Source organism: Streptomyces sp. JN8, assembly GCF_055808075.1.
The window spans coordinates 6,328,520-6,352,239 of the sequence record NZ_CM147852.1; the positions used below are offsets into that span (position 1 = coordinate 6,328,520).

Genomic DNA, 23,720 nt, shown 5'->3' on the forward strand with positions numbered 1-23,720 from the left:
GTGCACGGGTCTTTACCCTTCATCGCCGCCGGTGTAACTGTGTTACAGACTCGACCCCCCGAAGGGTGGTACGCCATGGCACGAGTACGGTACGGGGCGCGCACGGACGCCGAGATCACGGCGGCCCGCACCAGGAGCGCCCGGCTCCCCGACATCTGGTCCACCGGAGTGGTCGCCGTCTGGGAGACCGATCCGGAGGTGGTGGCGGCCGTCCTGCCGCCCCCGCTGAAACCCACCGCACGGCCCCTCGTCCGGGCCGCCGTCTCCCGGGTCGACCTGCCCGGCTACCCGCTCGGCGCCGGATCGGTGGCGGTCGCCGCCGCCCACGGCGACCGCGAGGGCTGGTACCCGCTGGTCATGCCGATGACCCACGAGCGCGCCCTCGTCGGCGGCCGGGAGGTCTTCGGCGAGCCGAAGAAGCTCGGCGAGGTCGTCGTCGAGCGCGACGGCCTCGTCGTCCGCGCCGCGCTCGGGCGGCACGGCATCGACTTCGTCGAGGTGCGCGGCGCGGTCTCCGGGCCGCTGCCGCTCCCGGAACCGGTCGAGAAGACCGACTTCTACTTCAAGTTCCTGCCGGGCGTGGAGGGCTCGGGCTTCGACGCCGACCCCGTCCTCGTCCACTGCGTCCGCCACGAGAAGGTCCGCAGGCTGGAGCGCGTCACCGGCGACGTGGTGCTGCGCGAGTCCATGTACGACCCGGTCGCCGACCTCCCCGTGCGCCGGCTCGTCGAGATCACCATCGGCGAGAAGACCACCGACCAGAGGGGCACGGTCGCCGAACGGGTCTCCGCGCAGGACCTCCTGCCCTACATCCACCAGCGGTACGACGACCCGCAGCAGATCCTCGACGGACCGCCCGAGGGGAGCGTGTGATGGAGCTCCGGGAGGGACAGGTCGCCGTCGTCACCGGCGCGGCGAGCGGCATCGGGCGCGCGATGGCCCGCCGCTTCGCCGCCGAGGGCCTGGCCGTCGTCCTCGGCGATGTCGAGGAGGGCGCGCTCGCCGAGGCCGCCGACGAACTCACGGCCGGCGGCGCCCGGGTCCTCGCGCGGACGGTGGACGTCTCCGACCCCGACGCGGTGCGGGAGTTCGCCGACGCCGCGTACGCCGCCTTCGGCGCCGTCCACGTCCTCTGCAACAACGCCGGGGTCGGCTCCGGCGCCGAGGGCCGCATGTGGGAGCACGAACCCAACGACTGGAAGTGGGCCTTCTCGGTCAACGTCTGGGGCGTCTTCCACGGCATCCAGGCCTTCGTCCCCCGGATGCTCGCCGGCGGCGGGCCCGGCCACGTCGTCAACACCTCCTCCGGCGACGGCGGCATCGCCCCGCTGCCCACCGCCTCCGTGTACGCGGTCACCAAGGCGGCCGTCGTCACCATGACCGAGTCCCTCTACGCCCACCTCCGCGCCGAGCACGCGCGCGTGGGCGCCTCCGTCCTCTTCCCCGGCCCGCACATGCTCCGCACCGGCCTCTGGGAGTCGCACCGCAACCGTCCCGCGCGGTACGCCAAGGAGCGCCCGCGCAGGACCCCGTACCGCAGCCTCGACCAGTGGGAGGCCGCGATGAAGGAGGCCGGCCACGAGGTCGCCTTCACCCCGGTGGAGGAGGTCGCCGAGCACGTCGTCGACGGCATCCGCGCCGACCGCTTCTGGATGCTGCCGGAGAGCGAGCACAGCGACCGGCAGATCCGGGCGCGCTCGCGGTCGATGCTCGACCGCGCCGACCCGTCGTACCTGGAGAGCTTCATTCTCGACTGAGGAGGCCGTGATGGCCGATCCGAACGATCCGTATCTGATCATCTCCTCCGACTGCCACGCCGGGCTCCCCACCGAGGAGTACCGGCCCTACCTCGACTCCCGCTTCCACCGCGCCTTCGGCGACTTCCTCGCCGGACGCGAGGCGCGCCGGGAGGCCATGACACGGCTCGGGGTCCGCAACGAGGCCTTCGCGGACAAGTGGTTCACCGACAACGAGGAGGGCCTGCGGGGCGGCTGGGACGTCGGGCAGCGCCTCAAGGAGCTCGACGGCGACGGAGTGGCCGCCGAGGTCGTCTTCCCCGACGCGGACGCCGTCGACAGCAGGACCGCCGCCCCGTTCGGGGTCGGGCTCGGACTCTCCGGAGACCAGGACCCCGAACTCGGCATGGCCGGCGCGCAGGCCCACAACCGCTGGCTCGCCGAGTTCGTGGGAGGGGACTCCGCCGGCGCGGCGCGGCACTGCGGGGTGGCGCTGCTGCCCATCACGGCCGAACCGGCGAAGGTCGTCGCCGAGATCCACCGGGCCAAGGAGTCCGGGCTCGGGGCCCTGATGATCCCCTCCATGTGGGTGGACAAGGCGCCCTACCACGACCGGATCTACGAACCGGTCTGGGCGGCCGCCGCCGAGACCGGGATGCCGCTGGTCACCCACTCGGGAGCGGCACCCCGCGAGGAGTACGGCGACCACCTCGGCATCTACGTCTCCGAGGTCACCTGGTGGCCGGCCCGGCCGCTGTGGTTCCTCCTCTGGTCCGGCGCCTTCGAGCGGCACCCCGGACTGCGCTTCGGGATCGCCGAGTCCGGCTGCTGGTGGCTGCCCAACCTGCTCTGGTTCATGGACCGGCTCTACCTCGGCGCGCACGGCGGCAAGAAGCTGTCCCCGTTCGCGGAGCTGAGGCGCCCGCCGAGCGAGTACCTGGACCGGCAGGTCTTCATCTGCGCCACCAACACCAAGCGGCGCGAACTCGCCCAGCGGTACGAGATCGGCGTCGACAACATCCTCTGGGGCTCCGACTTCCCGCACCCCGAGGGGACCTGGCCCGACACCCGCGGATGGCTGCGGAGGACCTTCCACGACATCCCGGTGGCGGAGACCCGCCGCATGCTGGGGCTCGCCGCGGCCGAGGTCTTCGGCTTCGACCTCCGGAAGCTGGAGCCGATCGCCCGCCGCATCGGCCCCACGCCCGCCGACCTGGGCCAGCCCGCCGACCAGACGGCCGTCGAGGCCTCCTGGGCCCGCTCGCGCGAGGTCGGCCGCCACTGGCTGACGGACCACGACTTCCCCGCCCTGGGGGTGGGCTGATGGACCGCTACACCGTCATCTCCGCGGACTGCCACGCCGGCGCCGACCTCCTCGACTACCGCCCGTACCTGGAGAGCCGGCACCACGAGGCCTTCGACGCCTGGGCGGCCTCCTACGTCAACCCGTACGAGGACCTGCTCGCCGACACCGCCGACCGCAACTGGAACTCCGAGCGCCGGCTGCGCGAGCTGGAGGCCGACGGCATCGTCGCCGAGGTCGTCTTCCCCAACACCGTCCCGCCGTTCTTCCCCAAGGCCTCCCTGATGGCCCAGCCGCCCACCGCGACCGAGTACGAGCTGCGATGGGCCGGACTCCAGGCGCACAACCGCTGGCTGGCCGACTTCTGCGCGGCCGCGCCGGGCCGCCGGGCCGGCGTGGCGCAGATCCTCCTCAACGACGTCGACGCGGCGGTCGCCGAGATCCGCCGCGCCCGCGAGGCGGGCCTCACCGGGGGCGTCCTGCTCCCCGGCGTGCCGCCCGGCTCGCCCGTGCCCGAGCTGTACTCGGAGGCGTACGACCCGATCTGGGCGGTCTGCGCCGAGCTGGGCGTCCCCGTCAACCACCACGGCGGATCGGCGTCGCCGCCGCTCGGCGACGAACCGGCCGCCCGGGCGGTCTTCATGGTGGAGACGACCTGGTTCTCCCACCGGGCGCTGTGGCACCTGGTCTTCGGCGGCGCCTTCCGGCGCCACCCCGGGCTCAAGCTGGTCCTGACCGAGCAGGGCTCGGGCTGGATCCCGGGCGTGCTCGACATGCTGGACTACTACCACGGCCGACTGGTCTCGGCCGCGACGCGGGCCGCCACCGCGGAGTCCAAGTTCGGCGCCGGCCTGGCCGAGGCCATGGGCAGGGGCCCCAGCACGGTCTGGCGCGACCACTGCTTCGTCGGCGCCAGCTTCATGCGGCCCCACGAGGTCCCGCTGCGCGACCGGATCGGCCTCGACAAGATCATGTGGGGCAGCGACTACCCCCACGACGAGGGCACCGCGCCGTACTCCCGCGAAGGCCTCCGGATCGCCTACGCCGGACTGCCCGAGGAGGAGGTGGCGGCGATGGTCGGCGGCAACGCGGCCCGCGTCTACGGCTTCGACCTCCGCCTCCTCGACCCCCTCGCCGCCGTCCACGGACCGCGCGTCGAGGAGATCGCCGAGCCCCTGAAGGAGGTCCCCGCGGGCGCCACCAGCCCGGCCTTCGCCCCGGGCGGGTCGGTCCGCGTCTGGTGACCCGCCGGGTGCGACGCTCACTGACGTGACCGACGCACCCGAGCCGACCGACGCCCCCGCACACGAGGCCCACGGCGGAGCCCTCGGCTCCCGTCTCAACTGGCTCCGGGCCGCCGTGCTCGGAGCCAACGACGGAGTCGTCTCCACCGCGGGCCTCGTCGTCGGCGTCGCCGGCGCCACCGAGTCCCAGGCGGCGCTGCTCACCGCCGGCCTCGCGGGGCTGCTCGCCGGATCCATGTCGATGGCGGCGGGGGAGTACGTCTCCGTCTCCACCCAGCGCGACTCCGAGAAGGCCGCCCTCGCCGAGGAGAAGCGCGAACTCCGCGAGGACCCGGAGGCGGAACTGGCCGAACTCACCGGCCTCCTGGCGGCCCGCGGCCTCTCCGCCGACGTGGCCCGCGAGGCCGCCGAGCAGCTCACCGCCCGCGACGCGCTGCGCGCCCACGCGCGCGTGGAGCTGGGCATCGACCCCGACCGGCTCACGATCCCCTGGCACGCGGCCGCGGCCAGCTTCCTCGCCTTCACCGTCGGCGCCCTGCTCCCGCTCCTCGCGATCGTCCTGCCGCCGGCCTCGGCCCGCCTCTGGGTCACGGTGGTCTCCGTGCTCGCGGCCCTCACCCTCACCGGCTGGTGGAGCGCCCGCCTGGGCGCCGCCCCCGCCGGCCGCGCGATCCTCCGCAACGTGGGCGGCGGAGCCCTGGCGATGGCCGTCACGTACGGCGCGGGCTCCCTGCTGGGGGCTACGGGGGTCTAGGCCGTTCCTTCCGATCCTGCCCGAGCCGTGGCGACCGGCACCCGCCGCGCGGAAGCACCGCACGCGATGTACGGTGAACGTCGTACAACCGTCCGACAGCAAGGAACGTCCGTCATGCGCGCCACCACCATCCACGCCCCGTTCGACATGCGCGTGGAGGACGTGCCCGACCCGGTCGTGCAGGACGCCACCGACGTCGTCGTCCGCGTCCTGCGCGCCTGCGTCTGCGGCAGCGACCTGTGGGCCTACCGCGGCGAGTCCGCCCGGCAGCCCGGCCAGCGCATCGGCCACGAGTTCCTCGGCATCGTCGAGGCGGCGGGCTCCGAGGTCACCGGCTTCACCGCCGGAGACCTCGTCGTCGCCCCCTTCGTCTGGTCCGACGGCACCTGCGACTACTGCGCCGAGGGCCTCCAGACCTCCTGCCCGAGCGGCGGCTTCTGGGGCTCGGTCGGCTCCGACGGCGGCCAGGGCGAGGCCGTCCGCGTCCCCTTCGCCGACGGCACCCTCGTCAAGCTGCCCGCCGACGCCGCCTCGGACGACCGCCTCCTCACCGCCCTCCTCGCCCTCTCCGACGTCATGGGCACCGGCCACCACGCCGCCCTCGGCGCCGGGGTCCGCAAGGGTTCGACCGTCGCCGTGGTCGGCGACGGCGCCGTCGGCCTCTGCGGCGTCCTCGCCGCCCGCCGGCTCGGCGCCGAGCGGATCATCGCGCTCGGCCGGCACACCGCCCGCACCGACATCGCCCGCCTCTTCGGCGCCACCGACGTCGTCGCCGAGCGCGGAGAGGCCGCCGAGGCCGCCGTCCGCGAGCTCACCGGCGGCCAGGGCGCCCACGCCGTCATCGAGGCCGTCGGCACCGAGCAGTCCATGCGGACCGCCGTCGCCGTCGCCCGCGACGGCGGCTCGATCGGCTACGTCGGCGTCCCCCACGGCAGCGGCACCGGACTCGACCTGTCCGTCATGTTCGACCGGAACATCGCCCTGCGCGGCGGCGTCGCCCCCGTGCGCGCCTACATCCCGGAGCTGCTCCCCGACGTCCTCGACGGCACCATCGACCCGTCCCCGGTCTTCGACCTGACCGTCGGCCTCGACGGAGTCCCCGGCGGCTACCGGGCGATGGACGAGCGGACCGCCCTCAAGGTCCTCGTCAAGCCGTAGCCCAGACGGGGGCGTCGGCCCCCTGGACGCCCGGCGGGCGGGACCAGCCCGCCGGGCCGCCCTCGTACGCGACGGGGGACAGCGCGTGCCGCAGCCGGCCCAGCGGCCCCTCCGCGGCGGTGACGTACCGCTCGGGCTCGTACCGCGGCAGCGCGTGCGTCAGCCAGTGACCCGTCTGGGCCAGGGCGAGCCGGACGAGCCGCGTGCCGCCGTCCCGGTCCTGCTCGGTGAGCGACCGCAGGACGGCCGCCGCGAGCAGATAGCCGGTGCCGTGGTCCAGCGCCTGGGCCGGCAGCGTGCCGGGCTGCTCCGCCGACCCCTCGGTGACCGCGATCCCGGTCGCCACCTGCACCAGGCTGTCGAAACCGCGCCGCCCGGCCCACGGCCCGTAGTCGCCCCAGGCGGAGAGCCGTGCGGTGACCAGCCCCGGCCGCTCCAGGTCGAAGCGGTCGAGCGCGCCCGGCCGGTAGCCGGTGACCAGCACGTCGGCCGCGTCCAGGAGCTCCTGGAAGGTACGGCGGTCCGACGGCCGGTCCAGGTCGAGCGCGGAGGTCCGCTTGCCGACGTCCGTGTCCGCGTGCTGGTCCGGCAGTTCGGGACGGCCCGGCGGGTCGATCCGCAGCACGTCCGCACCGAGCAGCGCGAGCGTCCGGGTCGCGACCGGCCCGGCGATCACCCGGGTCAGGTCCAGGACCCGCAGCGGCCCGTCACGCCGCCGCGGCGGCGCGTCGTCGAGCCGCTCCCGGGTCAGCAGCGGCCGCGCCGCCACCTCCCGCCCCTGCGCGTGCTCCGCCCACCGCCCGGGAGTCCGCAGTGCGACGGCCAGGCCCCCGGCCGCGTACACCGCCGTCTCCACCTCGACGGCCCCGCGCCCGCCGATCGCCGCGCCGACGGCGTCCACGGCGTCGGCGCAGGTGTCCGCGACGCCCAGCGCGGTGAGCAGCGCCGCCCGGTGGTGCGGATAGTTGGCGTGCGTGCGGACCCAGCCGTCGGCCGCCCGCCAGAACCGGGAGAGCGGTGCGAAGCTCACCGGGGCCCGCCCGTCGACCCGCAGATGCCGCTCGCTCACGAACGCGGTCGCGACGGCCCCGTCGTCCACCCGTACCGGCCCGGGCAGCCCCGCGCGCTCCACGGCGGCGAGCGAGCAGACCGCGACCGAGGCCCGGGCGAGCTCCATCACCGGCAGCCGCGCGGCCAGGAGCCCCGCGGGGCCGCCGTACTCCACCCGGTCGACCAGGGCGGGATCGCCGCCGAGGGCCGACCACAACGACTCCGTACCGGTGCGCACCGTGTGGTCCATGGACCGACTATGGCACCCGGGGCACGCGAAGGGCCCTGGTGTGGCACACCACACCAGGGCCCTCACCCGCTCACGCGTCGGTCAGAAGCGGCGCACCGCGTCCAGCGCGTCGATCAGACCGGCCCCGTAGAAGCCGTTCTTGTTCTTGCTGCCCTCGCACACCGCGTCGATCTTGCCGTCGGCGTCGATGTCGTAGGGGTTGGTGCAGGCGCGCTTGTCGGCCTGCGCGTACAGCAGCGCCTTGAGGGCCGCCGGGCTCGCCGAGGGGTACGTCGACTTGAGCAGCGCCAGGACGCCCGCCGCGTGCGGGGCGGCCATCGAGGTGCCGGCCTTGTAGTTGTAGCCGCCGTTGACCGTCGTCGACAGGATCAGGCCGTTGACCGCCGGGGCGTCCGGGGTCTGGAACCTGGTGCTGTCGCCGCCCGGGGCCGCGATGTCGATGACGCCCAGGCCGTAGTTCGAGTACGACGACTTCAGGCCCTTGGCGCCGGTCGCGGAGACCGTGACGACACCCGGCAGCATCGCCGGGTAGTCGAGGCACTTCTTCGGGTCGATGACCCGGTCGCCGGGGGTGGTGTCGTTCGGGCTGCTGTTGTCGAGGATCTCGTCGGCAGCCAGGTCGAACTTCGAGTTGCCGGCCGCGGCGACGTTGACCGCGCCCTTGTGCTCGGCGTAACGGCTCGCGCGGGTGACGGCCTCGATGAGCGCCTTCTGGTCCGCGTCGTTCTTGCAGGCGAACATCCACGGGTCGGTGTAGTAGCTGTTGTTCGTGACGTCGACGCCGTGCTCGGCCGCCCACACGAAGCCGCAGACCACGGCCTCCGTGTAGAAGAAGCCGTCCGGGGTGGACACCTTGATGCCGGAGACCTTCACGCCCGGGGCGACACCGGTGATGCCGATGCCGTTCTTGGCGGCGGCGATCGTACCGGCGACGTGGGTGCCGTGGTCGCTCTCGCCGGGGTTCGGACGCCACGAACCCGGGGTGGTGTCCGGCTTGCCGGAGACGCAGTTCGCGGAGGCCTTGGCGTCGAAGTTCGGCGCCAGGTCCGGGTGGGTGTCGTCGACACCCGTGTCGATGACGCCGACGGTGACCCGGTTGCTGCCGAGGGTCCGCTTGTGGGCCTTGTCGGCCTTGATCGCCGGAAGGTCCCACTGCAGGGGCTCCAGGGCGTCCTGCTCGTCCGTCGCACGGGCGGCGGCGGCCTTGGCCTCGGCCTCGGTCAGCGCCTGCGAGCCGCCGCCGACCGAGTTGTCGGTCTGCACGGACAGCGGAGCGGTACGGGTCGCACCGGCCGACACCACGCCGTAGGCCCGGCGGATCGTCTTCGCGAACTGGGGGTCCTGCGAGTGGACGACTATCACGCCTATCTGGTCGTACGAGACGACCACTTCTCCGCCGGCCCGGGCGATCGACTTCCTCACCGAGGCGGCGGTCCCGCGACCCGCGCCGACGTTCACGACGTAGGACAGCTTCGGCCCGTTCGTCGCCGTCTTGGCGGTCGCCGGTGCGTCGCTCAGTTCCGCGGCGGAGGCAGCGCCGGAGGGAAGGAAGCCGAGCGAGGCCGTGAGCGCGAGACCAACAGGCAGAGCGAGAGCTCGGCCGCGCCTCGATCCCAGATGAGCCATGGGTTCTCCACATCATCCGTATGTACTGCCCGCGCGCGGGTTTACGCGCGGACAGGTGCATGACGAGTGAAGCTATCGCTGATCTTCCATGCCCATCAATGAGTTGAGAAGACTTCATGGAGATCTGACCGAAGAAATCCTCCGCGTGAACCACTTCCCGTCCCGCCCCGTGCCGTTGGGCAGGGGAGGGGCTCCGACCGGAGCCCCCTGTTCCCGCACTCCGGTGAGGCCCCCTTGTCCATGCCGTCCGCCCCCGCGTCACGAGGAGAGTCCGTGGCTACCGAAGCACCCCCGCCGCCCAGAGACGGGACGGAGGGCCCCGCGGGACCCGCCGGGCCCGGCACGGAGCAGTTCATCGAGGTGCAGGAAGGGGAGGAGTTCGGCGAACTCCGCCGCACGTACCGCTCCTTCGCCTTCCCGCTCACCCTGGCCTTCATCGCCTGGTACCTGCTGTACGTGCTGCTCTCCAACTACGCGGGCGGCTTCATGGGGACCAAGGTCTTCGGCAACATCAACGTCGCCCTGCTCCTGGGCCTCGGCCAGTTCGCCACCACCTTCCTCATCGCCTGGCTCTACTCCCGACACGCGGCGAACCGGCTCGACCCCCGGGCCGACGCCATCAGAAAGCGCATGGAGGGCGACGCATGAACACCCCCGTCCTGCTCGCGGCCAACGCCACCGGCGAGCACCGCCCACTGATCATCGCCCTCTTCGGCGCCTTCGTCATCGCGACCCTGGCCATCACCGTCTGGGCCGGCCGCCAGACCCGCAGCGCCGCCGACTTCTACGCCGGCGGCAGCCAGTTCACCGGCTTCCAGAACGGCCTCGCGATCTCCGGCGACTACATGTCCGCCGCCTCCTTCCTCGGCATCAGCGGCGCCATCGCCCTCTACGGCTACGACGGCTTCCTGTACTCGATCGGCTTCCTGGTCGCCTGGCTCGTCGCCCTGCTCCTGGTCGCCGAACCGCTCCGCAACTCCGGCCGCTTCACGATGGGCGACGTCCTCGCCTACCGGATGCGCCAGCGCCCGGTCCGCACCGCCGCCGGCACCTCCACCATCGTCGTGTCCATCTTCTACCTGCTGGCGCAGATGGCGGGCGCAGGCGTCCTCGTGTCGCTGCTCCTCGGCATCACCAGCGACGGCGGCAAGATCGCGATCGTCGCCCTGGTCGGCGTCCTGATGATCGTCTACGTCACGATCGGCGGCATGAAGGGCACCACCTGGGTGCAGATGGTCAAGGCCGTCCTGCTCATCGCGGGCACGCTCCTCATCACCTTCCTCATCCTGCTGAAGTTCGACTTCAACCTCTCGCAGCTGCTCGGCGCCGCCGCCACCAACAGCGGCAAGGGCGACGCCTTCCTGGAACCCGGCCTCAAGTACGGCGCCACCGCCCTCTCGAAGCTGGACTTCCTCTCCCTCGGCATCGCCCTCGTCCTCGGCACCGCCGGCCTGCCGCACATCCTGATCCGCTTCTACACCGTGCCGACCGCCAAGGCCGCACGGAAGTCGGTCAACTGGGCCATCGGCATCATCGGCGGCTTCTACCTGATGACGATCGTCCTCGGCTTCGGCGCCGCCGCGCTGCTCAGCGGCGACACCATCACGGCCTCCAACAAGGCGGGCAACACGGCCGCCCCGCTCACCGCCCTGGAGGTCGGCGGCGGCGCCGGCTCCACCGGCGGCGCGATCCTCCTCGCCGTCATCTCCGCCGTCGCCTTCGCCACCATCCTCGCCGTGGTCGCCGGCCTGACCCTGGCCTCGTCCTCGTCCTTCGCCCACGACATCTACGCGAACGTGATCAAGCGGGGCAAGGCCACCGAGCAGGAGGAGATGCGGGCGGCCCGGCTGTCCACCGTCCTCATCGGCATCGTCTCGATCGCGCTCGGCGCCCTCGCCCGCGACCTCAACGTCGCCGGCCTGGTCGCCCTCGCCTTCGCCGTCGCCGCCTCCGCCAACCTGCCCACGATCCTCTACTCGCTGTTCTGGAAGAGGTTCACCACCCAGGGCGCGCTCTGGTCGATCTACGGCGGACTGATCTCCTCCGTCGTCCTCGTCCTGTTCTCCCCGGTCGTCTCCGGCGGTCCGGCCTCGATGTTCAAGGGCGTGGACTTCCACTGGTTCCCGCTGGAGAACCCCGGACTCGTCTCGATCCCGCTCGGCTTCCTCCTCGGCTGGCTCGGCTCCCTCTTCTCCAAGGAGGAGCCCGACGCCGGCAAGTACGCCGAGCTGGAGGTCAAGTCCCTCACCGGCGTGGGGGTCGCCGCGGCGGTCAAGCACTGACCCCAGCGCAGTCGGCCGTATACGGTCCGCGACCCCGGGGCGGCCGCGTCGTAGAGTTCTACGACGCGGCCGCGCCGGTCCTCGTGACAATCTGCCCTGCTCGCGGGCGGCCCGCTCACGTAGGCTCGAACCACACGCCCACACCAAGACGGGGAGGGGGCCCACAGTGCTCATCGACACCTTCGGCCGGGTGGCCACCGACCTGCGCGTCTCGCTCACCGACCGCTGCAATCTCCGCTGCACGTACTGCATGCCGGAAGAAGGCCTGCAGTGGCTCGCGAAGCCGGACCTGCTCACCGACGACGAGATCGTCCGGCTCATCCGCATCGCCGTCACCGACCTCGGTGTCACCGAGGTCCGCTTCACCGGCGGCGAGCCCCTGCTCCGCCCCGGCCTCGTCGGCATCGTCGAGCGCTGCGCGGCCCTGGAGCCGCGCCCCCGGATGTCCCTCACCACCAACGGCATCGGGCTGAAGCGCACCGCCGCCGCCCTGAAGGCCGCCGGCCTCGACCGGGTCAACGTCTCCCTGGACACCCTGCGGCCCGAGGTCTTCAAGACCCTCACCCGGCGCGACCGCCACCAGGACGTCCTCGACGGCATGGCCGCCGCCCGCGACGCCGGCCTCACCCCGGTCAAGGTCAACGCCGTCCTCATGCCCGGACTCAACGCCGACGAGGCCCCCGACCTGCTCGCCTGGGCGGTCGAGGAGGGCTACGAGCTCCGCTTCATCGAGCAGATGCCGCTCGACGCCCAGCACGGCTGGAAGCGCGACGGCATGATCACCGCCGGGGACATCCTGGAATCCCTGCGCACCCGCTTCACTCTGACCGCGGAAGGCGCCGACGAGCGGGGCTCCGCCCCCGCCGAGCGCTGGGTCGTCGACGGCGGACCGCACACGGTCGGCGTCATCGCCTCCGTCACCCGCCCGTTCTGCCGGGCCTGCGACCGCACCCGGCTCACCGCCGACGGCCAGGTGCGGACCTGCCTGTTCGCCACCGAGGAGACGGACCTGCGGGCCACCCTCCGCTCGGACGCCTCCGACGCCGAGGTCGCGGAGCTCTGGCGGAAGGCGATGTGGGGCAAGAAGGCCGGCTCCGGCCTCGACGACCCGGAGTTCCTCCAGCCCGACCGCCCGATGTCGGCGATCGGCGGCTGAACGGAGAGGCCCGCGGCCCGGACCGGACGGTCCGGGCGCTCCTCCCTCCCGCCGGACGGCGTCCGGCGCTCCCGAGCTAGGCGGACTCCCAGTCGGCCAGCGGTACGACGTCCTTGAGGAAGCCCCGTACGCCCAGGAACTGGGACAGGTGCTCCCGGTGCTCCTCGCACGCGAGCCAGGTCTTGCGGCGCTCGGGCGTGTGCAGCTTGGGGTTGTTCCACGCGAGGACCCAGACGGCGTCGGCGCGGCAGCCCTTGGCGGAACAGATCGGCTTCTCTTCGCTCACCTGATCATTGTCCAGCAAAGGCGATGCCGAGCAGCCACGGGGGGAGCTGCCCGGCATCGGTCTGTCGCTCCGACGGGGGATGCGGAGCGCGTAGGCAGTATGTCACGGCACATGGGGTGCAGTGCACCGGAACTTCACGATTGATCTGAGCTTTTCTTGAGCTTTCCGGCCACTTTCCGTGATCAGTTCTGGCCGTACGGTCGCTCTGCGCCCGCGGCGTATCCGGCGTTCCCGGTGTTCCTCGCGGTCCCGGCGCCCGGGTCCTCGGAGCCGTCCCCGACTCCCAGCGTGGGCCGCACCGGAGCCGGTACGAAGGTGGAGGGCAGGGACGGGGCCGTCTCGCGGCCCGCGTTCGCGACGACCACCGCGACGTAGGGGAGCAGGACGCCCAGCGCGAGCGCCACCACGGCCACGTGCCGCTCGACGTTCCAGAGCACCGCGGCCGCGATGACCGACAGCGTCCGGACCGTCATCGAGATGACATAGCGCCGCTGGCGCCCCCGGACGTCGTCCGCGAGCCCCTGCCGCGCCCCCGTGATCCGGAAGACCTCGCTTCCGCCACGCTTCGCCATCGCCGTCCACCACCCACCGGTCGCGCCGGACGCTCCGCGTTCCGGACCTCGCTCCACGGTACGCCCGCCCCTTCCGGCCGACGAGACCGGGGCACGGATGGAGCTGTCCGACATGCGCCGTATGACGCAGGGGCCGAGACTGGGCGCACATGCGTACAAGGAGGCGACGATGAGTTGGTTGTGGGCGATCATCGTGGGATTCGTCCTGGGCCTGATCGCGAAGGCGATCCTGCCCGGGAAGCAGCAGATCCCGCTCTGGCTGACGACCGTGTTCGGCATTCTCGGCAGCGTGCTCGGCAACGCCGTCGCGACCTGGATCGGCGTCAACGACACCAAGGGCATCGACTGGACCCGCCACCTGCTCCAGCTCATCGGCGCCGTCGCCGTGGTCGGAGTGGGGGACATGCTGTGGGCCTCGATCAAGGGCAACCGACGGCGGGCCTAGGCCCTCCAGTCCCGACCCCGTACGCCGGGAGGCCCGGTACGGCACGTGGTGTGCCGTACCGGGCCTCCCTGCGTGACGTGCGTCAGGCGCCGGTGAACTCGATCGCCGCCAGGTTCTTCTTGCCGCGCCGCAGCACCAGCCAGCGGCCGTGCAGCAGCTCGTCCGCCGACACCTCGGCGTCCTCGGCGGTGACCTTCACGTTGTTCACGTACGCCCCGCCCTCCTTCACCGTGCGGCGGGCGCCCGACTTGCTCGGGGCCAGACCGACCTCGGTGAACAGGTCGACGACCTGGCCCAGCTCCGTCACCCGCGCGTGCGGGAGCTCGGACAGGGCGGCGGCCAGCGTCGCCTCGTCCAGCTCCGCCAGGTCGCCCTGGCCGAACAGCGCCTTGGAGGCGTCGATGACGGCCGCGCACTGGTCCGCGCCGTGCACCAGCGCGGTCAGCTCCTCGGCCAGCGCGCGCTGCGCGGCGCGGGCCTGCGGCCGCTCGGCGGTCTGCCGCTCCAGCTCCTCCAGCTCCTCGCGGGGCTTGAAGGAGAGGATCCGCATGTACGTCGAGATGTCCCGGTCGTCCACGTTCAGCCAGAACTGGTAGAACGCGTACGGCGTCGTCATCTCCGGGTCGAGCCAGACGGCGCCGCCCTCGGTCTTGCCGAACTTGGTGCCGTCCGCCTTGACCATCAGCGGGGTCGCCAGCGCGTGCGCCTCGACGCCCGGCTCCAGCCGGTGGATCAGGTCGAGGCCGGCCACCAGGTTGCCCCACTGGTCGGAGCCGCCCTGCTGGAGCGTGCAGCCGTAGCGCCGGTACAGCTCCAGGAAGTCCATCGCCTGGAGCAGCTGGTAGCTGAACTCCGTGTAGCTGATGCCCTGCTCGGACTCCAGGCGCCGGGCCACGGAGTCCTTGGTCAGCATCTTGTTGACCCGGAAGTGCTTGCCGATGTCCCGCAGGAACTCGATCGCGGACATTCCGGCGGTCCAGTCCAGGTTGTTCACCATGACCGCGGCGTTCTCCCCCTCGAAGGAGAGGAACGGCTCGATCTGCGTCCGCAGCCGGTTCACCCAGTTCGCGACCGTCTCGGGGTCGTTCAGGGTGCGCTCCGCCGTCGGCCGCGGGTCGCCGATCTGCCCGGTGGCCCCGCCGACCAGCGCCAGCGGCCGGTGCCCGGCCTGCTGGAGCCGGCGGACGGTGAGGACCTGGACCAGGTGGCCGACGTGGAGACTGGCCGCGGTCGGGTCGAAACCGCAATAGAAGGTGACGGGACCGTCCGCGAGAGCCTTGCGCAGTGCGTCCTCGTCGGTGGACTGGGCGAAGAGCCCGCGCCACTTCAGCTCGTCGACGATGTCGGTCACGTCGTCCGTCTCCTTGTGCGTGCGATGGGAAAAGACGTCTCAGTCTAGGTGGGTCAGACCCCCTTGCTGACCGAGCTCATGTTGAAGTCGGGGATCCGCAGGGCGGGCATCGCCGCCCGGGTGAACCAGTCGCTCCACTCGCGCGGCAGCGTCTTCTCCGTCCGGCCCGCCTCGGAGGCCCGCGACAGCAGGTCCACCGGCGACTCGTTGAACCGGAAGTTGTTCACCTCGCCGACCACCTCGCCGTTCTCGACGAGGTAGACGCCGTCCCGGGTCAGCCCGGTGAGCAGCAGCGTCGCCGGGTCGACCTCGCGGATGTACCAGAGGCAGGTGAGGAGCAGGCCCCGCTCCGTCGAGGCGACCATCTCCTCCAGGGAGCGCTCGCCGCCGCCGTCCAGGATCAGGTTCCCCGCTCCGGGGGCCACCGGCAGGCCGGTGAGTTCCGCCGAGTGCCGGGTGGTGATCAGACGCTCCAGCCTTCCGTCCCGCACCCATTCCGTCGGGGCGATCGGCAGGCCGTTGTCGAAGACCGAGGAGTCGTCGCCCGAGGAGTGCGCGACGACGAACGGCGCGGACTCCAGGCCCGGCTCGTTCGGGTCGCTGCGCAGGGTCAGCGGCAGCGGCGACAGGGTCTCGCCGAGCCGGGTGCCGCCACCGGGCTTGGAGAAGACGGTACGGCCCTCGACCGCGTCCCGGGCCGCGGAGGACCACAGCTGGTAGATCAGCAGGTCGGCCACGGCCGTCGGCGGCAGCAGCGTCTCGTACCGCCCGGCGGGCAGCTCGATGCGGCGCTCCGCCCAGCCGAGCCGGGTCGCGAGGTCGGCGTCGAGGGCGGCCGGGTCGACGTCCTTGAAGTCCCGCGTCGCCCGTCCCGCCCAGGCCGAGCGGGACCGGTCGGGAGACTTGGCGTTCAGCTCCAGGGTGCCGTTGGGCTGGTCGTGGCGGAGCCGCAGACCCGTGGAGGTCCCCAGGTAGGTGGAGGTCAGCTCGTGGTTGGCGAAGCCGTACAGCTCGCGGCCGCCGGCCCGGGCGCGGGCGAAGGCCTCGCCGAGCGCCGGCGCGAAGTCGGCGAAGACCGCGGAGGAGGTCTCCGCCGGCGCGTCCGTGAAGTCGGGCGACGCGGGCACGTCCGCCACCAGCGGCTGCGCGTCCTCGGCGGGCCCGGCGGCCCGCGCGGCGGCCTCGGCGGCCCGCACCAGCGGCTCCAGGTCGTCGACGGTCACCGCGGACCGCGACACGACACCGGAGGCGGTGCCCTGCGCGCCGTCGACGGTCGCGATGACGGTGAGGGTACGGCCGCGGGTCACCCCGTTGGTGGTGAGCGCGTTCCCCGCCCACCGCAGGTTCGCCGAGGACTCCTCGTCGGCGATCACCACGCACCCGTCGGCCCGGGACAGCTCCAGGGCCCGCTCGACGATCTCGTACGGCTTGCTGACGCGGCTCATCGTCCGGCCTCCTGCGTCGTGTTCAGACGGTGCTTGCCCGGGGGACGACCCCCGGACCCCCGGCGAATCGTGTGGCGAGCGCTCATCGTCCGGCCTCCTGCGTCGTGTTCAGGATGTTGACGCCCCGGAAGAGGGCGGAGGGGCAGCCGTGCGAGACGGCCGCGACCTGGCCCGGCTGGGCCTTGCCGCAGTTGAAGGCGCCGCCGAGGACGTACGTCTGCGGGCCGCCGACCTGCTCCATCGAGCCCCAGAAGTCGGTGGTCGTCGCCTGGTAGGCCACGTCCCTCAGCTGCCCGGCGAGCCGGCCGTTCTCGATGCGGAAGAAGCGCTGCCCGGTGAACTGGAAGTTGTAGCGCTGCATGTCGATCGACCAGGACCGGTCGCCGACCACGTAGATCCCGCGCTCCACGCCCCCGATCAGGTCCTCGGTCGACAGGCCGCCCGGGTCGGGCTGGAGGGAGACGTTCGCCATCCGCTGCACCGGCACGTGTCCGGGGGAGTCGGCGAAGGCGCAGCCGTTCGACCGGCCCAGGCCGGTGAGCTTCGCGATCCGCCGGTCCAGCTGGTAGCCGACGAGCGTGCCGTCCTTCACCAGGTCCCAGCTCTGCGCCTCGACGCCCTCGTCGTCGAACCCGACGGTCGCCAGACCGTGCTCGGCCGTCCGGTCGCCCGTCACGTTCATGATCGAGGAGCCGTACGCCAGCTTGCCCAGCTGGTCGAAGGTCGCGAAGGACGTGCCGGCGTACGCCGCCTCGTAGCCGAGCGCCCGGTCCAGCTCGGTGGCGTGGCCGATGGACTCGTGGATGGTCAGCCAGAGGTTCGACGGGTCCACGACCAGGTCGTACCGGCCCGCCTCCACGCTCGGCGCCCGCATCTTCTCCGCGAGCAGGCCCGGGATCTCGTCCAGCTCCTTGTCCCAGTCCCAGCCGGTGCCCGTCAGGTACTCCCAGCCCCGCCCGACCGGCGGCGCGATCGTCCGCATCGAGTCGAACTCGCCGGTCGTCCCGTCGACGGCGACGGCCGTCAGCTGGGGGTGCAGCCGGACGCGCTGCTGGGTGGTCACGGTGCCGGCCGTGTCCGCGTAGAACTTGTTCTCGTGCACGGTCAGCAGCGAGGCGTCCACGTGTGCCACGCCCTCCGCCCGCAGCAGCCGCGCGCTCCAGTCCGCGAGCAGCGCGCTCTTCTCCTCGGCGGGGATGGAGAAGGGGTCGATCTCGTACGAGGAGACCCAGGTGCGCTCCTCGTGCACCGGCTCCGCCGCGAGCTCCACGCGCTCGTCGGACCCGGCCGCCGCGATCACCTTGGCGGACAGCTTGGCCATGGCGACCGCCTGCGAGGCGACCTTGGCGGCTCCGTCCATGGTCAGGTCGACACCGGACGCGAAGCCCCAGGCGCCGCCGTGCACCACCCGCACCGCGTAGCCGAGGTCCGTGGTGTCCGAGGAACCGGACGGTTTGGCGTCGCGCAGCCGCCAGGAGGCGCTGCGCACCCGCTCCAGGCGGAAGTCCGCGTGCTCGGCGCCGAGCGCGCGCGCCCGGGCGAGCGCCGCGTCGGCGAGCGCCCGCAGGGGCAGCGCGACGAACGAAGGGTCGATCTGGTGGACCACGAGCGGCCTCGCTCTCGGTGATCGGAAGACTGGGGTCGAGCAGGATGGAGCTGTCGTTGATCTGCGACGGAAGTCAATCACGGGACGCCGCGCGGAGTCGGCGCATTACGTGACGCGGGGCGGCCTGAGCTGTAGGGACCCGACAGTGACACCCGGGCGCCACTGTCGGAGGTCGATTCCTCATGTCGGGAGCGATACCGATAGGTTTTCGGCTACCAGACCGCTATCGAAAGGGTGATCCGTTGAGCCGCTCGGTTCTCGTCACCGGAGGAAACCGGGGCATCGGCCTCGCCATCGCCCGCGCGTTCGCCGAGTCCGGCGACAAGGTCGCGATCACGTACCGCTCCGGCGACCCCGCCGAGCTGGAGAAGGACGGCTTCCTCGCCGTCAAATGCGACATCACCGACTCCGAGCAGGTCGACCGGGCCTACAAGGAGATCGAGGAGAAGCACGGTCCGGTGGAGGTCCTCGTGGCCAACGCCGGTGTGACGAAGGACCAGCTCCTCATGCGGATGTCCGAGGAGGACTTCACCTCCGTCGTCGACACCAACCTCACCGGCACCTTCCGGGTCGTCAAGCGCTCCAACCGCGGGATGCTGCGCGCCAAGAAGGGCCGCGTCGTCCTCATCTCCTCGGTGGTCGGTCTGCTGGGCTCCGCGGGCCAGGCCAACTACGCCGCCTCCAAGGCGGGTCTGGTGGGCTTCGCCCGCTCCCTCGCGCGTGAGCTCGGCTCCCGCAACATCACCTTCAACGTCGTCGCCCCTGGTTTCGTCGACACCGACATGACCGCCGTGCTCACCGACGAGCAGCGCGCGGGCATCGTGTCCCAGGTGCCGCTGGGCCGCTACGCCCAGCCGGAGGAGATCGCCGCCGCGGTGAAGTTCCTCGCCTCCGACGACGCCTCGTACATCACTGGAGCCGTCATCCCGGTTGACGGCGGATTGGGCATGGGTCACTGACCATGAGCGGAATTCTCGAGGGCAAGCGCATCCTCATCACCGGTGTGCTGATGGAGTCCTCCATCGCCTTCCACGCCGCCAAGCTGGCCCAGGAGCAGGGCGCGGAGATCATCCTCACCGCCTGGCCGCGGCCGACGCTGACCGAGCGCATCGCCAAGAAGCTGCCGCACCCGGACAAGGTCAAGGTCCTGGAGCTCGACGTCTCGAACGACGAGCACCTCGCCCGCCTGGAGGGCCAGGTCCGCGAGCACCTGGGCGACCGCCTCGACGGCATCGTGCACTCCATCGGCTTCGCGCCGCAGGACGCCCTCGGCGGCAACTTCCTCAACACCCCGTTCGAGTCCGTGGCCACCGCCATGCACGTCTCCGCCTTCTCCCTGAAGTCGCTGACGATGGCGCTGCTGCCGCTGATGAGCGAGGGCGGCTCGGTCGTCGGCCTCACCTTCGACGCCAAGTTCGCCTGGCCGCAGTACGACTGGATGGGCCCGGCCAAGGCCGCCCTGGAGGCCACCAGCCGCTACATGGCCCGTGACCTGGGCAAGCAGAACATCCGCTGCAACCTGATCTCGGCGGGCCCGCTCGGCTCGATGGCCGCGAAGTCGATCCCCGGCTTCGGCGAGCTGGCCTCCGTCTGGGACAGCCGCTCCCCGCTGGAGTGGGAGCTCACGGACCCGGAGCCGGCCGGCCGCGGCATCGTCGCGCTGCTCTCCGACTGGTTCCCGAAGACCACGGGCGAGATCATCCACGTGGACGGCGGTCTGCACGCCATCGGCGCGTAACCGCTCCTCGCCGTAGCACCAGGGCCGTGTGTCCGCCCCGACCGGGGCGGACACACGGCCCTCGCCGTTCCGCAACCCCTGCACGACTCGAAAAGTCGAACGAACCACCCCAGACTGGGGCAGAGCGCGATGCTTCTGCTGCTGACGGGGAGGAGGTGCGGGCATGTACGCGATACGTCACGGGTTCGGCGCGTTCGTCTCCGTCGCCGTACTGCTCACCGGGACAGCCGTCGCCGCCGAGGTGCGGGCGGCCCCCGCCCCGGCCGAGGAAGCGCCCGCGGCCGCGCCGGCGGACGAGAAGGAGGACTTCGGAGCCTCCTGCCGCACCGTCGTCCAGGGCTCCACCGTCACCGCCCACTGCCAGAACCCGTACCCCCGCACCGACCGGATCCGGCTCCACGTCGAGTGCGAGCGCTGGTGGGACGTCGACTCCGACAGCGCCCCCGTGGAGGTCGCCCCGGCCGACTACGGCAGTGTCACCGGCCGCTGCTGGAAGGAGGTCCGGTCCGCCTGGATCACGCACCAGCCGGCGGACGGGACTCCCGACCCGGCTCCGGTGCGGGGTTCCTGAGGCACATGTAGGGGTAGCCGGCCGCCTCCGCACCGGCCCGCTCCGCGTCGCCCTCCCGGATCGCGTCCACCAGTCGCCCGTGGTCCATCCGGTTCTCCGGCAGCAGCTCCTGCCCCACGTCGTCGCGCAGCCACTCCCGCAGCAGGTCGCCCAGGTCCGCGTAGAGCTCGGTGAGCACCTCGTTGCCCGAGGCGGCGACGACCGCGTGGTGGAAGGTCGCGTCGGCGGACACGAACCGCTCCGCGTCCCCCGACTCCCAGGCCTCCTCCCGGCGGAGCAGCAGGGCGTCGAGCTGCTTCAGGTCGCGCTCGCCGCGCCGCGCGGCCGCGAGCCGCGCCGCGGCGGACTCCAGGGTCGAGCGCAGCTCGGCGACGTGCCGGGGGTCGGAGCCGGCGAACCGGCGGTGCATCACGCCCGCCAGCTCGCTGGTGGCGACGACGTACGTCCCGGAGCCCTGGCGGATGTCGAGGAGTCCGTTGTGCGCCAGGGCCCGGACCGCCTCGCGCACGGTGTTGCGGGCCACGCCCAGCTGCTCGACCAGCTCGGGCTCGGTCGGGATCCGCGAACCCACCGGCCACTCGCCGGAGGTGATCTGGTTCCGCAGTTCGGCGATCACCTGGTCGGAGAGGCCTGCGCGCCGGGGGTGGCCGAGGGCCATGGAGCACCTTCCCATTCGTTCGGGTCGCCCAAGCCGTTCGGGATTGGACAACCAATCATCCCATGATTCTATGATGGCTCCATGCCTGACGAGCCGAAGACCCTCGACCCCGCCGCACGACCGGCCACGGCCACCGCTCCGGCGGCCATCACGACCCCGCGCGGAGCCGCCGTCACCGGCGATTCTCCCGCACCGGGGCGGGCGCAGCGCTGGACCCTGGGCCTCGTCACCGTCGGACTCGTCCTGGCCGCCCTCAACCTCCGGCCCGCCATCACCAGCCTCGGCGCCCTCCTCGAAGAGGTCAGCGCGGACCTCCACATGAGCGGCACCGTCGCCGGCGTCCTCACCTCCGTCCCGCCGCTCTGCTTCGCCGTCTTCGGCATCACCGCCCCGCGCCTCGCCCGCCGCTTCGGCCCCGCCGCCGTCGTCTGCGCCGGCATGGCCGCGATCTTCGCCGGCCTGGTCCTGCGCCCCTTCGCGGGCGGCACCGTCGGCTTCCTCGCCGCCAGCGCCCTGGCCCTCATGGGCATCGCCGTCAGCAACGTCCTGATGCCGGTCATCGTCAAGCGGTACTTCCCCGACCGCATCGGCAGCATGACCGGCCTCTACTCCATGGCCCTCGCCCTCGGTACCTCCGTCGCCGCGGCCGCGACCGTCCCCATGACCGCGGCCCTCGGCGGCGACTGGCGCATCGGCCTCGGCGTCTGGGCGGCCGTCGCCGCACTGGCCGTCCTGCCCTGGATCCCGCTCGTACGCGACCGGGACCGCGCCGCCGCACTTTCAGCGACAGCCGCCGCCACGACCGAGGCCCCCGCCCCCCGCGTCACCCGCAGCCGCACCGCCTGGGCCCTCGGCTGCTACTTCGGCCTCCAGGCCACCGGCGCCTACATCACCATGGGCTGGATGCCGCAGATCTTCCGTGACGCCGGCGTCCCCGCCTCCACCGCGGGCGTCCTCCTCGCCGTCACGATGGTCATGGGCGTCCCGCTCGCCTTCGTGATCCCCCGGCTCGCCACCCGCATGAAGAACCAGGGTCCGATCGTCGTCGCCCTCGGCCTCTGCGGCCTCGCCGGCTACACCGGCCTCTTCCTCGCCCCCTCCGCCGGAGCCTGGTTCTGGGCGGTCCTCCTCGGCGTCTCCAACTGCTCCTTCCCGCTCGCCCTCACCATGATCGGCATGCGCTCGCGCACCGGCGCGGGAGTCGTCCGGCTCTCCGCCTTCGCGCAGAGCGTCGGCTACCTCATCTCCATCCCCGGCCCCCTCCTCGTCGGCGTCCTCTACCAGCACAGCGGCGGCTGGGGACTCCCCATCGCCCTCATGGGCGGGCTCATGGTGCCGCAGATGATCATCGGAACCCTGGCGGGGAGGGACCGGACCGTCGAGGACGAATGCTGAGATGCGAGACTGTCGTCATGCCCGTTCTCGAACCCACTCCCCCCAACGGCCAGAAGAAGCTGCTCCTCGTGTTCGGCGCGATGATCGGCATCACGGTCGTCATCGGCGTCATCGCCTCGATCGCCTCCCCCTGACACTCGATCCCGCGCCCCGGAAGGGGGCTGACCCCCGCATCCCCTAGGGGGCGGGACTCAGGGTGAAGTGGGTGGATCACCGGATGGGACGAGCGGTCCGCGATCCCTACGGTGGACACGACAGGGAAGCGGAGCCCTCACCCACGGAGGCGGTCATGTCGGCCCACACGTCCACCCGCGTCCGAGCCGGCGCGACCGGCGGCGACACCCGGCTGCCCTGGTGGGCCCTCGCCCTCCCGGCGGCCGCCTTCCTCGCCCTCCTTCTGCTGATGAGCGGGTCGGGTGAGACCCACGCGACGGCCGGTGCCCCGGGGGTCGGAGGGTTCCTGGAGCTGGTCCGGCAAACGCTCTCACTCTGAGTCGGCGCGGCCCGATCCGTGCGAAGCTGAGCACCATGAGCGTCGACACACCCCGCAGGATCGTGCTGCTCCGACACGCGAAGGCGGACTGGAACCAGGAGTCCGACCACGAGCGCCCCCTCGCCGACCGGGGCCGCGCGGACGCCCCCGTCGTCGGCCGCCGCCTCGCCGAGACCGGCATCGCCTTCGACCTGGCCCTCTGCTCCACCGCCACCCGGACCCGCGAGACCTGGAAGCTGGCCGTGCAGGCCCTCCCCGAGCGCCCGAAGACCGTCTACGAGGACCGGCTGTACGAGGCCTCGCTCGGCGAGCTCATCGCCCTGCTCAACGAGACCTCCGAGGACGTGTCCGACCTCCTCGTCATCGGCCACAACCCCGGCATGCACGCCCTCGCCGACGCCCTCGCGGGCCGGGCCGAGGGCGACACCCTGTCCCGGATGACCCGCAGCGGCTTCCCGACCTCCGCCTTCGCCGTCGTCGCCTTCGACGGCTCGTGGAAGTCCCTGGAGCACGGCGCCGGACGCCTCGTCGACTTCTGGACCCCGCACGCCTGAGCCCGTACGCGGAAGGGCCCGGCCGTCACCCGACGGCCGGGCCCTTC

Annotated in this window: 25 protein-coding genes; 17 read left to right on the forward strand and 8 right to left on the reverse strand. The window is 72.3% G+C overall.

Annotation, left to right across the window (positions count from 1 at the left end; all coding sequences use genetic code 11):
• Positions 1 to 75 precede the first annotated feature (75 nt).
• The 6 genes from ACY0MR_RS27880 (at position 76) to ACY0MR_RS27905 (ending at position 6,195) form a co-directional block, all read left to right on the forward strand.
• Positions 76 to 873: an acetoacetate decarboxylase family protein gene (locus ACY0MR_RS27880; RefSeq protein ID WP_403316518.1), complete on the forward strand. Its 798-nt coding sequence runs from the start codon at positions 76 to 78 to the stop codon at positions 871 to 873.
• Positions 873 to 1,757, forward strand: a complete 885-nt coding sequence (locus ACY0MR_RS27885) for an SDR family NAD(P)-dependent oxidoreductase (RefSeq protein WP_388802768.1) — start codon at positions 873 to 875, stop codon at positions 1,755 to 1,757. The genes ACY0MR_RS27880 and ACY0MR_RS27885 overlap by 1 nt, the downstream gene beginning before the upstream one ends.
• Before the next feature lie 10 nt (positions 1,758 to 1,767).
• A complete protein-coding gene (locus ACY0MR_RS27890; RefSeq protein WP_473556030.1) occupies positions 1,768 to 3,060 on the forward strand; it encodes an amidohydrolase family protein in 1,293 nt (430 codons plus the stop codon).
• Entirely contained in the window at positions 3,060 to 4,283 is a 1,224-nt protein-coding gene (locus tag ACY0MR_RS27895) for an amidohydrolase family protein (protein WP_473556032.1), read from the forward strand. Before ACY0MR_RS27890 ends, ACY0MR_RS27895 begins: the two co-directional genes overlap by 1 nt.
• 25 nt (positions 4,284 to 4,308) lie before the next feature.
• Positions 4,309 to 5,037: a VIT1/CCC1 transporter family protein gene (locus tag ACY0MR_RS27900; RefSeq protein ID WP_388802774.1), complete on the forward strand. Its 729-nt coding sequence runs from the start codon at positions 4,309 to 4,311 to the stop codon at positions 5,035 to 5,037.
• Positions 5,038 to 5,151: 114 nt separating this feature from the next.
• Positions 5,152 to 6,195 carry a zinc-dependent alcohol dehydrogenase family protein gene (locus ACY0MR_RS27905; protein ID WP_388802776.1) on the forward strand — a complete coding sequence of 348 codons (1,044 nt, stop codon included), beginning with the start codon at positions 5,152 to 5,154 and terminating at the stop codon, positions 6,193 to 6,195.
• On the opposite strand, the gene ACY0MR_RS27910 is transcribed toward ACY0MR_RS27905, so the two are convergent.
• Both ACY0MR_RS27910 and ACY0MR_RS27915 read right to left on the reverse strand, forming a co-directional pair.
• Positions 6,185 to 7,495: a CoA transferase gene (locus ACY0MR_RS27910; RefSeq protein ID WP_404079746.1), complete on the reverse strand. Its 1,311-nt coding sequence runs from the start codon at positions 7,493 to 7,495 to the stop codon at positions 6,185 to 6,187. The genes ACY0MR_RS27905 and ACY0MR_RS27910 overlap by 11 nt on opposite strands.
• An 81-nt stretch (positions 7,496 to 7,576) precedes the next feature.
• The gene (locus tag ACY0MR_RS27915) at positions 7,577 to 9,121 is read right to left on the reverse strand and encodes a S8 family peptidase (protein WP_388802781.1); all 1,545 of its coding nucleotides are present in this window, start codon (positions 9,119 to 9,121) and stop codon (positions 7,577 to 7,579) included.
• 273 nt (positions 9,122 to 9,394) lie between these two features.
• Here ACY0MR_RS27915 and ACY0MR_RS27920 point away from each other — a divergent pair, with 273 nt between their 5' ends.
• The 3 genes from ACY0MR_RS27920 to moaA all read left to right on the forward strand — a co-directional run bounded on the left by ACY0MR_RS27920 (position 9,395) and on the right by moaA (position 12,559).
• Positions 9,395 to 9,769, forward strand: a complete 375-nt coding sequence (locus tag ACY0MR_RS27920) for a DUF485 domain-containing protein (RefSeq protein ID WP_388802785.1) — start codon at positions 9,395 to 9,397, stop codon at positions 9,767 to 9,769.
• Positions 9,766 to 11,403 (forward strand): solute symporter family protein, encoded by a 1,638-nt coding sequence (locus tag ACY0MR_RS27925; protein ID WP_361850371.1) that lies wholly within the window; start codon positions 9,766 to 9,768, stop codon positions 11,401 to 11,403. Before ACY0MR_RS27920 ends, ACY0MR_RS27925 begins: the two co-directional genes overlap by 4 nt.
• Positions 11,404 to 11,569: 166 nt before the next feature.
• A complete protein-coding gene (gene moaA, locus ACY0MR_RS27930; RefSeq protein WP_388802788.1) occupies positions 11,570 to 12,559 on the forward strand; it encodes a GTP 3',8-cyclase MoaA in 990 nt (329 codons plus the stop codon).
• A 76-nt stretch (positions 12,560 to 12,635) separates the two neighbouring features.
• On the opposite strand, the gene ACY0MR_RS27935 is transcribed toward moaA, so the two are convergent.
• Positions 12,636 to 12,845, reverse strand: coding sequence for a hypothetical protein (locus ACY0MR_RS27935; RefSeq protein ID WP_148004689.1), 210 nt, complete (start codon positions 12,843 to 12,845; stop codon positions 12,636 to 12,638).
• Between the two features lie 182 nt (positions 12,846 to 13,027).
• Positions 13,028 to 13,417, reverse strand: coding sequence for a DUF3099 domain-containing protein (locus tag ACY0MR_RS27940; protein WP_473556037.1), 390 nt, complete (start codon positions 13,415 to 13,417; stop codon positions 13,028 to 13,030).
• Between the two features lie 169 nt (positions 13,418 to 13,586).
• Between ACY0MR_RS27940 and ACY0MR_RS27945 the strand changes: the two genes are divergently transcribed.
• A complete protein-coding gene (locus tag ACY0MR_RS27945; RefSeq protein WP_148004691.1) occupies positions 13,587 to 13,862 on the forward strand; it encodes a GlsB/YeaQ/YmgE family stress response membrane protein in 276 nt (91 codons plus the stop codon).
• A gap of 82 nt (positions 13,863 to 13,944) precedes the next feature.
• Here the strand turns inward: ACY0MR_RS27945 and tyrS are convergent, their stop codons facing one another.
• From tyrS to ACY0MR_RS27960, 3 genes are all read right to left on the reverse strand, one after another.
• Positions 13,945 to 15,213 carry a tyrosine--tRNA ligase gene (tyrS, locus tag ACY0MR_RS27950; protein ID WP_392862850.1) on the reverse strand — a complete coding sequence of 423 codons (1,269 nt, stop codon included), beginning with the start codon at positions 15,211 to 15,213 and terminating at the stop codon, positions 13,945 to 13,947.
• 53 nt (positions 15,214 to 15,266) lie between these two features.
• Complete coding sequence (locus tag ACY0MR_RS27955) at positions 15,267 to 16,658, reverse strand: metallopeptidase TldD-related protein (protein ID WP_404079742.1); 1,392 nt, start codon at positions 16,656 to 16,658, stop codon at positions 15,267 to 15,269.
• Between the two features lie 82 nt (positions 16,659 to 16,740).
• Entirely contained in the window at positions 16,741 to 18,264 is a 1,524-nt protein-coding gene (locus ACY0MR_RS27960; RefSeq protein WP_361850381.1) for a TldD/PmbA family protein, read from the reverse strand.
• Between the two features lie 242 nt (positions 18,265 to 18,506).
• Between ACY0MR_RS27960 and fabG the strand changes: the two genes are divergently transcribed.
• The 3 genes from fabG to ACY0MR_RS27975 all read left to right on the forward strand — a co-directional run bounded on the left by fabG (position 18,507) and on the right by ACY0MR_RS27975 (position 20,573).
• The gene (gene fabG / locus ACY0MR_RS27965; RefSeq protein WP_361850383.1) at positions 18,507 to 19,223 is read left to right on the forward strand and encodes a 3-oxoacyl-[acyl-carrier-protein] reductase; all 717 of its coding nucleotides are present in this window, start codon (positions 18,507 to 18,509) and stop codon (positions 19,221 to 19,223) included.
• A 2-nt stretch (positions 19,224 to 19,225) separates the two neighbouring features.
• Positions 19,226 to 20,002: an enoyl-ACP reductase FabI gene (gene fabI / locus ACY0MR_RS27970; protein WP_361850385.1), complete on the forward strand. Its 777-nt coding sequence runs from the start codon at positions 19,226 to 19,228 to the stop codon at positions 20,000 to 20,002.
• A 163-nt stretch (positions 20,003 to 20,165) separates the two neighbouring features.
• A complete protein-coding gene (locus tag ACY0MR_RS27975; protein WP_361850387.1) occupies positions 20,166 to 20,573 on the forward strand; it encodes a hypothetical protein in 408 nt (135 codons plus the stop codon).
• On the opposite strand, the gene ACY0MR_RS27980 is transcribed toward ACY0MR_RS27975, so the two are convergent.
• The gene (locus ACY0MR_RS27980; RefSeq protein WP_404079739.1) at positions 20,518 to 21,231 is read right to left on the reverse strand and encodes a FadR/GntR family transcriptional regulator; all 714 of its coding nucleotides are present in this window, start codon (positions 21,229 to 21,231) and stop codon (positions 20,518 to 20,520) included. The genes ACY0MR_RS27975 and ACY0MR_RS27980 overlap by 56 nt on opposite strands.
• A gap of 81 nt (positions 21,232 to 21,312) precedes the next feature.
• On the opposite strand from ACY0MR_RS27980, the gene ACY0MR_RS27985 reads away from it, so the two are divergent.
• The 4 genes from ACY0MR_RS27985 (at position 21,313) to ACY0MR_RS28000 (ending at position 23,673) form a co-directional block, all read left to right on the forward strand.
• Positions 21,313 to 22,626 carry a CynX/NimT family MFS transporter gene (locus ACY0MR_RS27985; protein ID WP_473556042.1) on the forward strand — a complete coding sequence of 438 codons (1,314 nt, stop codon included), beginning with the start codon at positions 21,313 to 21,315 and terminating at the stop codon, positions 22,624 to 22,626.
• A gap of 17 nt (positions 22,627 to 22,643) precedes the next feature.
• Positions 22,644 to 22,760 carry an SGM_5486 family transporter-associated protein gene (locus ACY0MR_RS27990; protein WP_361850393.1) on the forward strand — a complete coding sequence of 39 codons (117 nt, stop codon included), beginning with the start codon at positions 22,644 to 22,646 and terminating at the stop codon, positions 22,758 to 22,760.
• 155 nt (positions 22,761 to 22,915) lie between these two features.
• Positions 22,916 to 23,119: a hypothetical protein gene (locus ACY0MR_RS27995; protein WP_392041955.1), complete on the forward strand. Its 204-nt coding sequence runs from the start codon at positions 22,916 to 22,918 to the stop codon at positions 23,117 to 23,119.
• 35 nt (positions 23,120 to 23,154) lie between these two features.
• A complete protein-coding gene (locus ACY0MR_RS28000; protein ID WP_388807245.1) occupies positions 23,155 to 23,673 on the forward strand; it encodes a SixA phosphatase family protein in 519 nt (172 codons plus the stop codon).
• Positions 23,674 to 23,720: the final 47 nt, after the last annotated feature.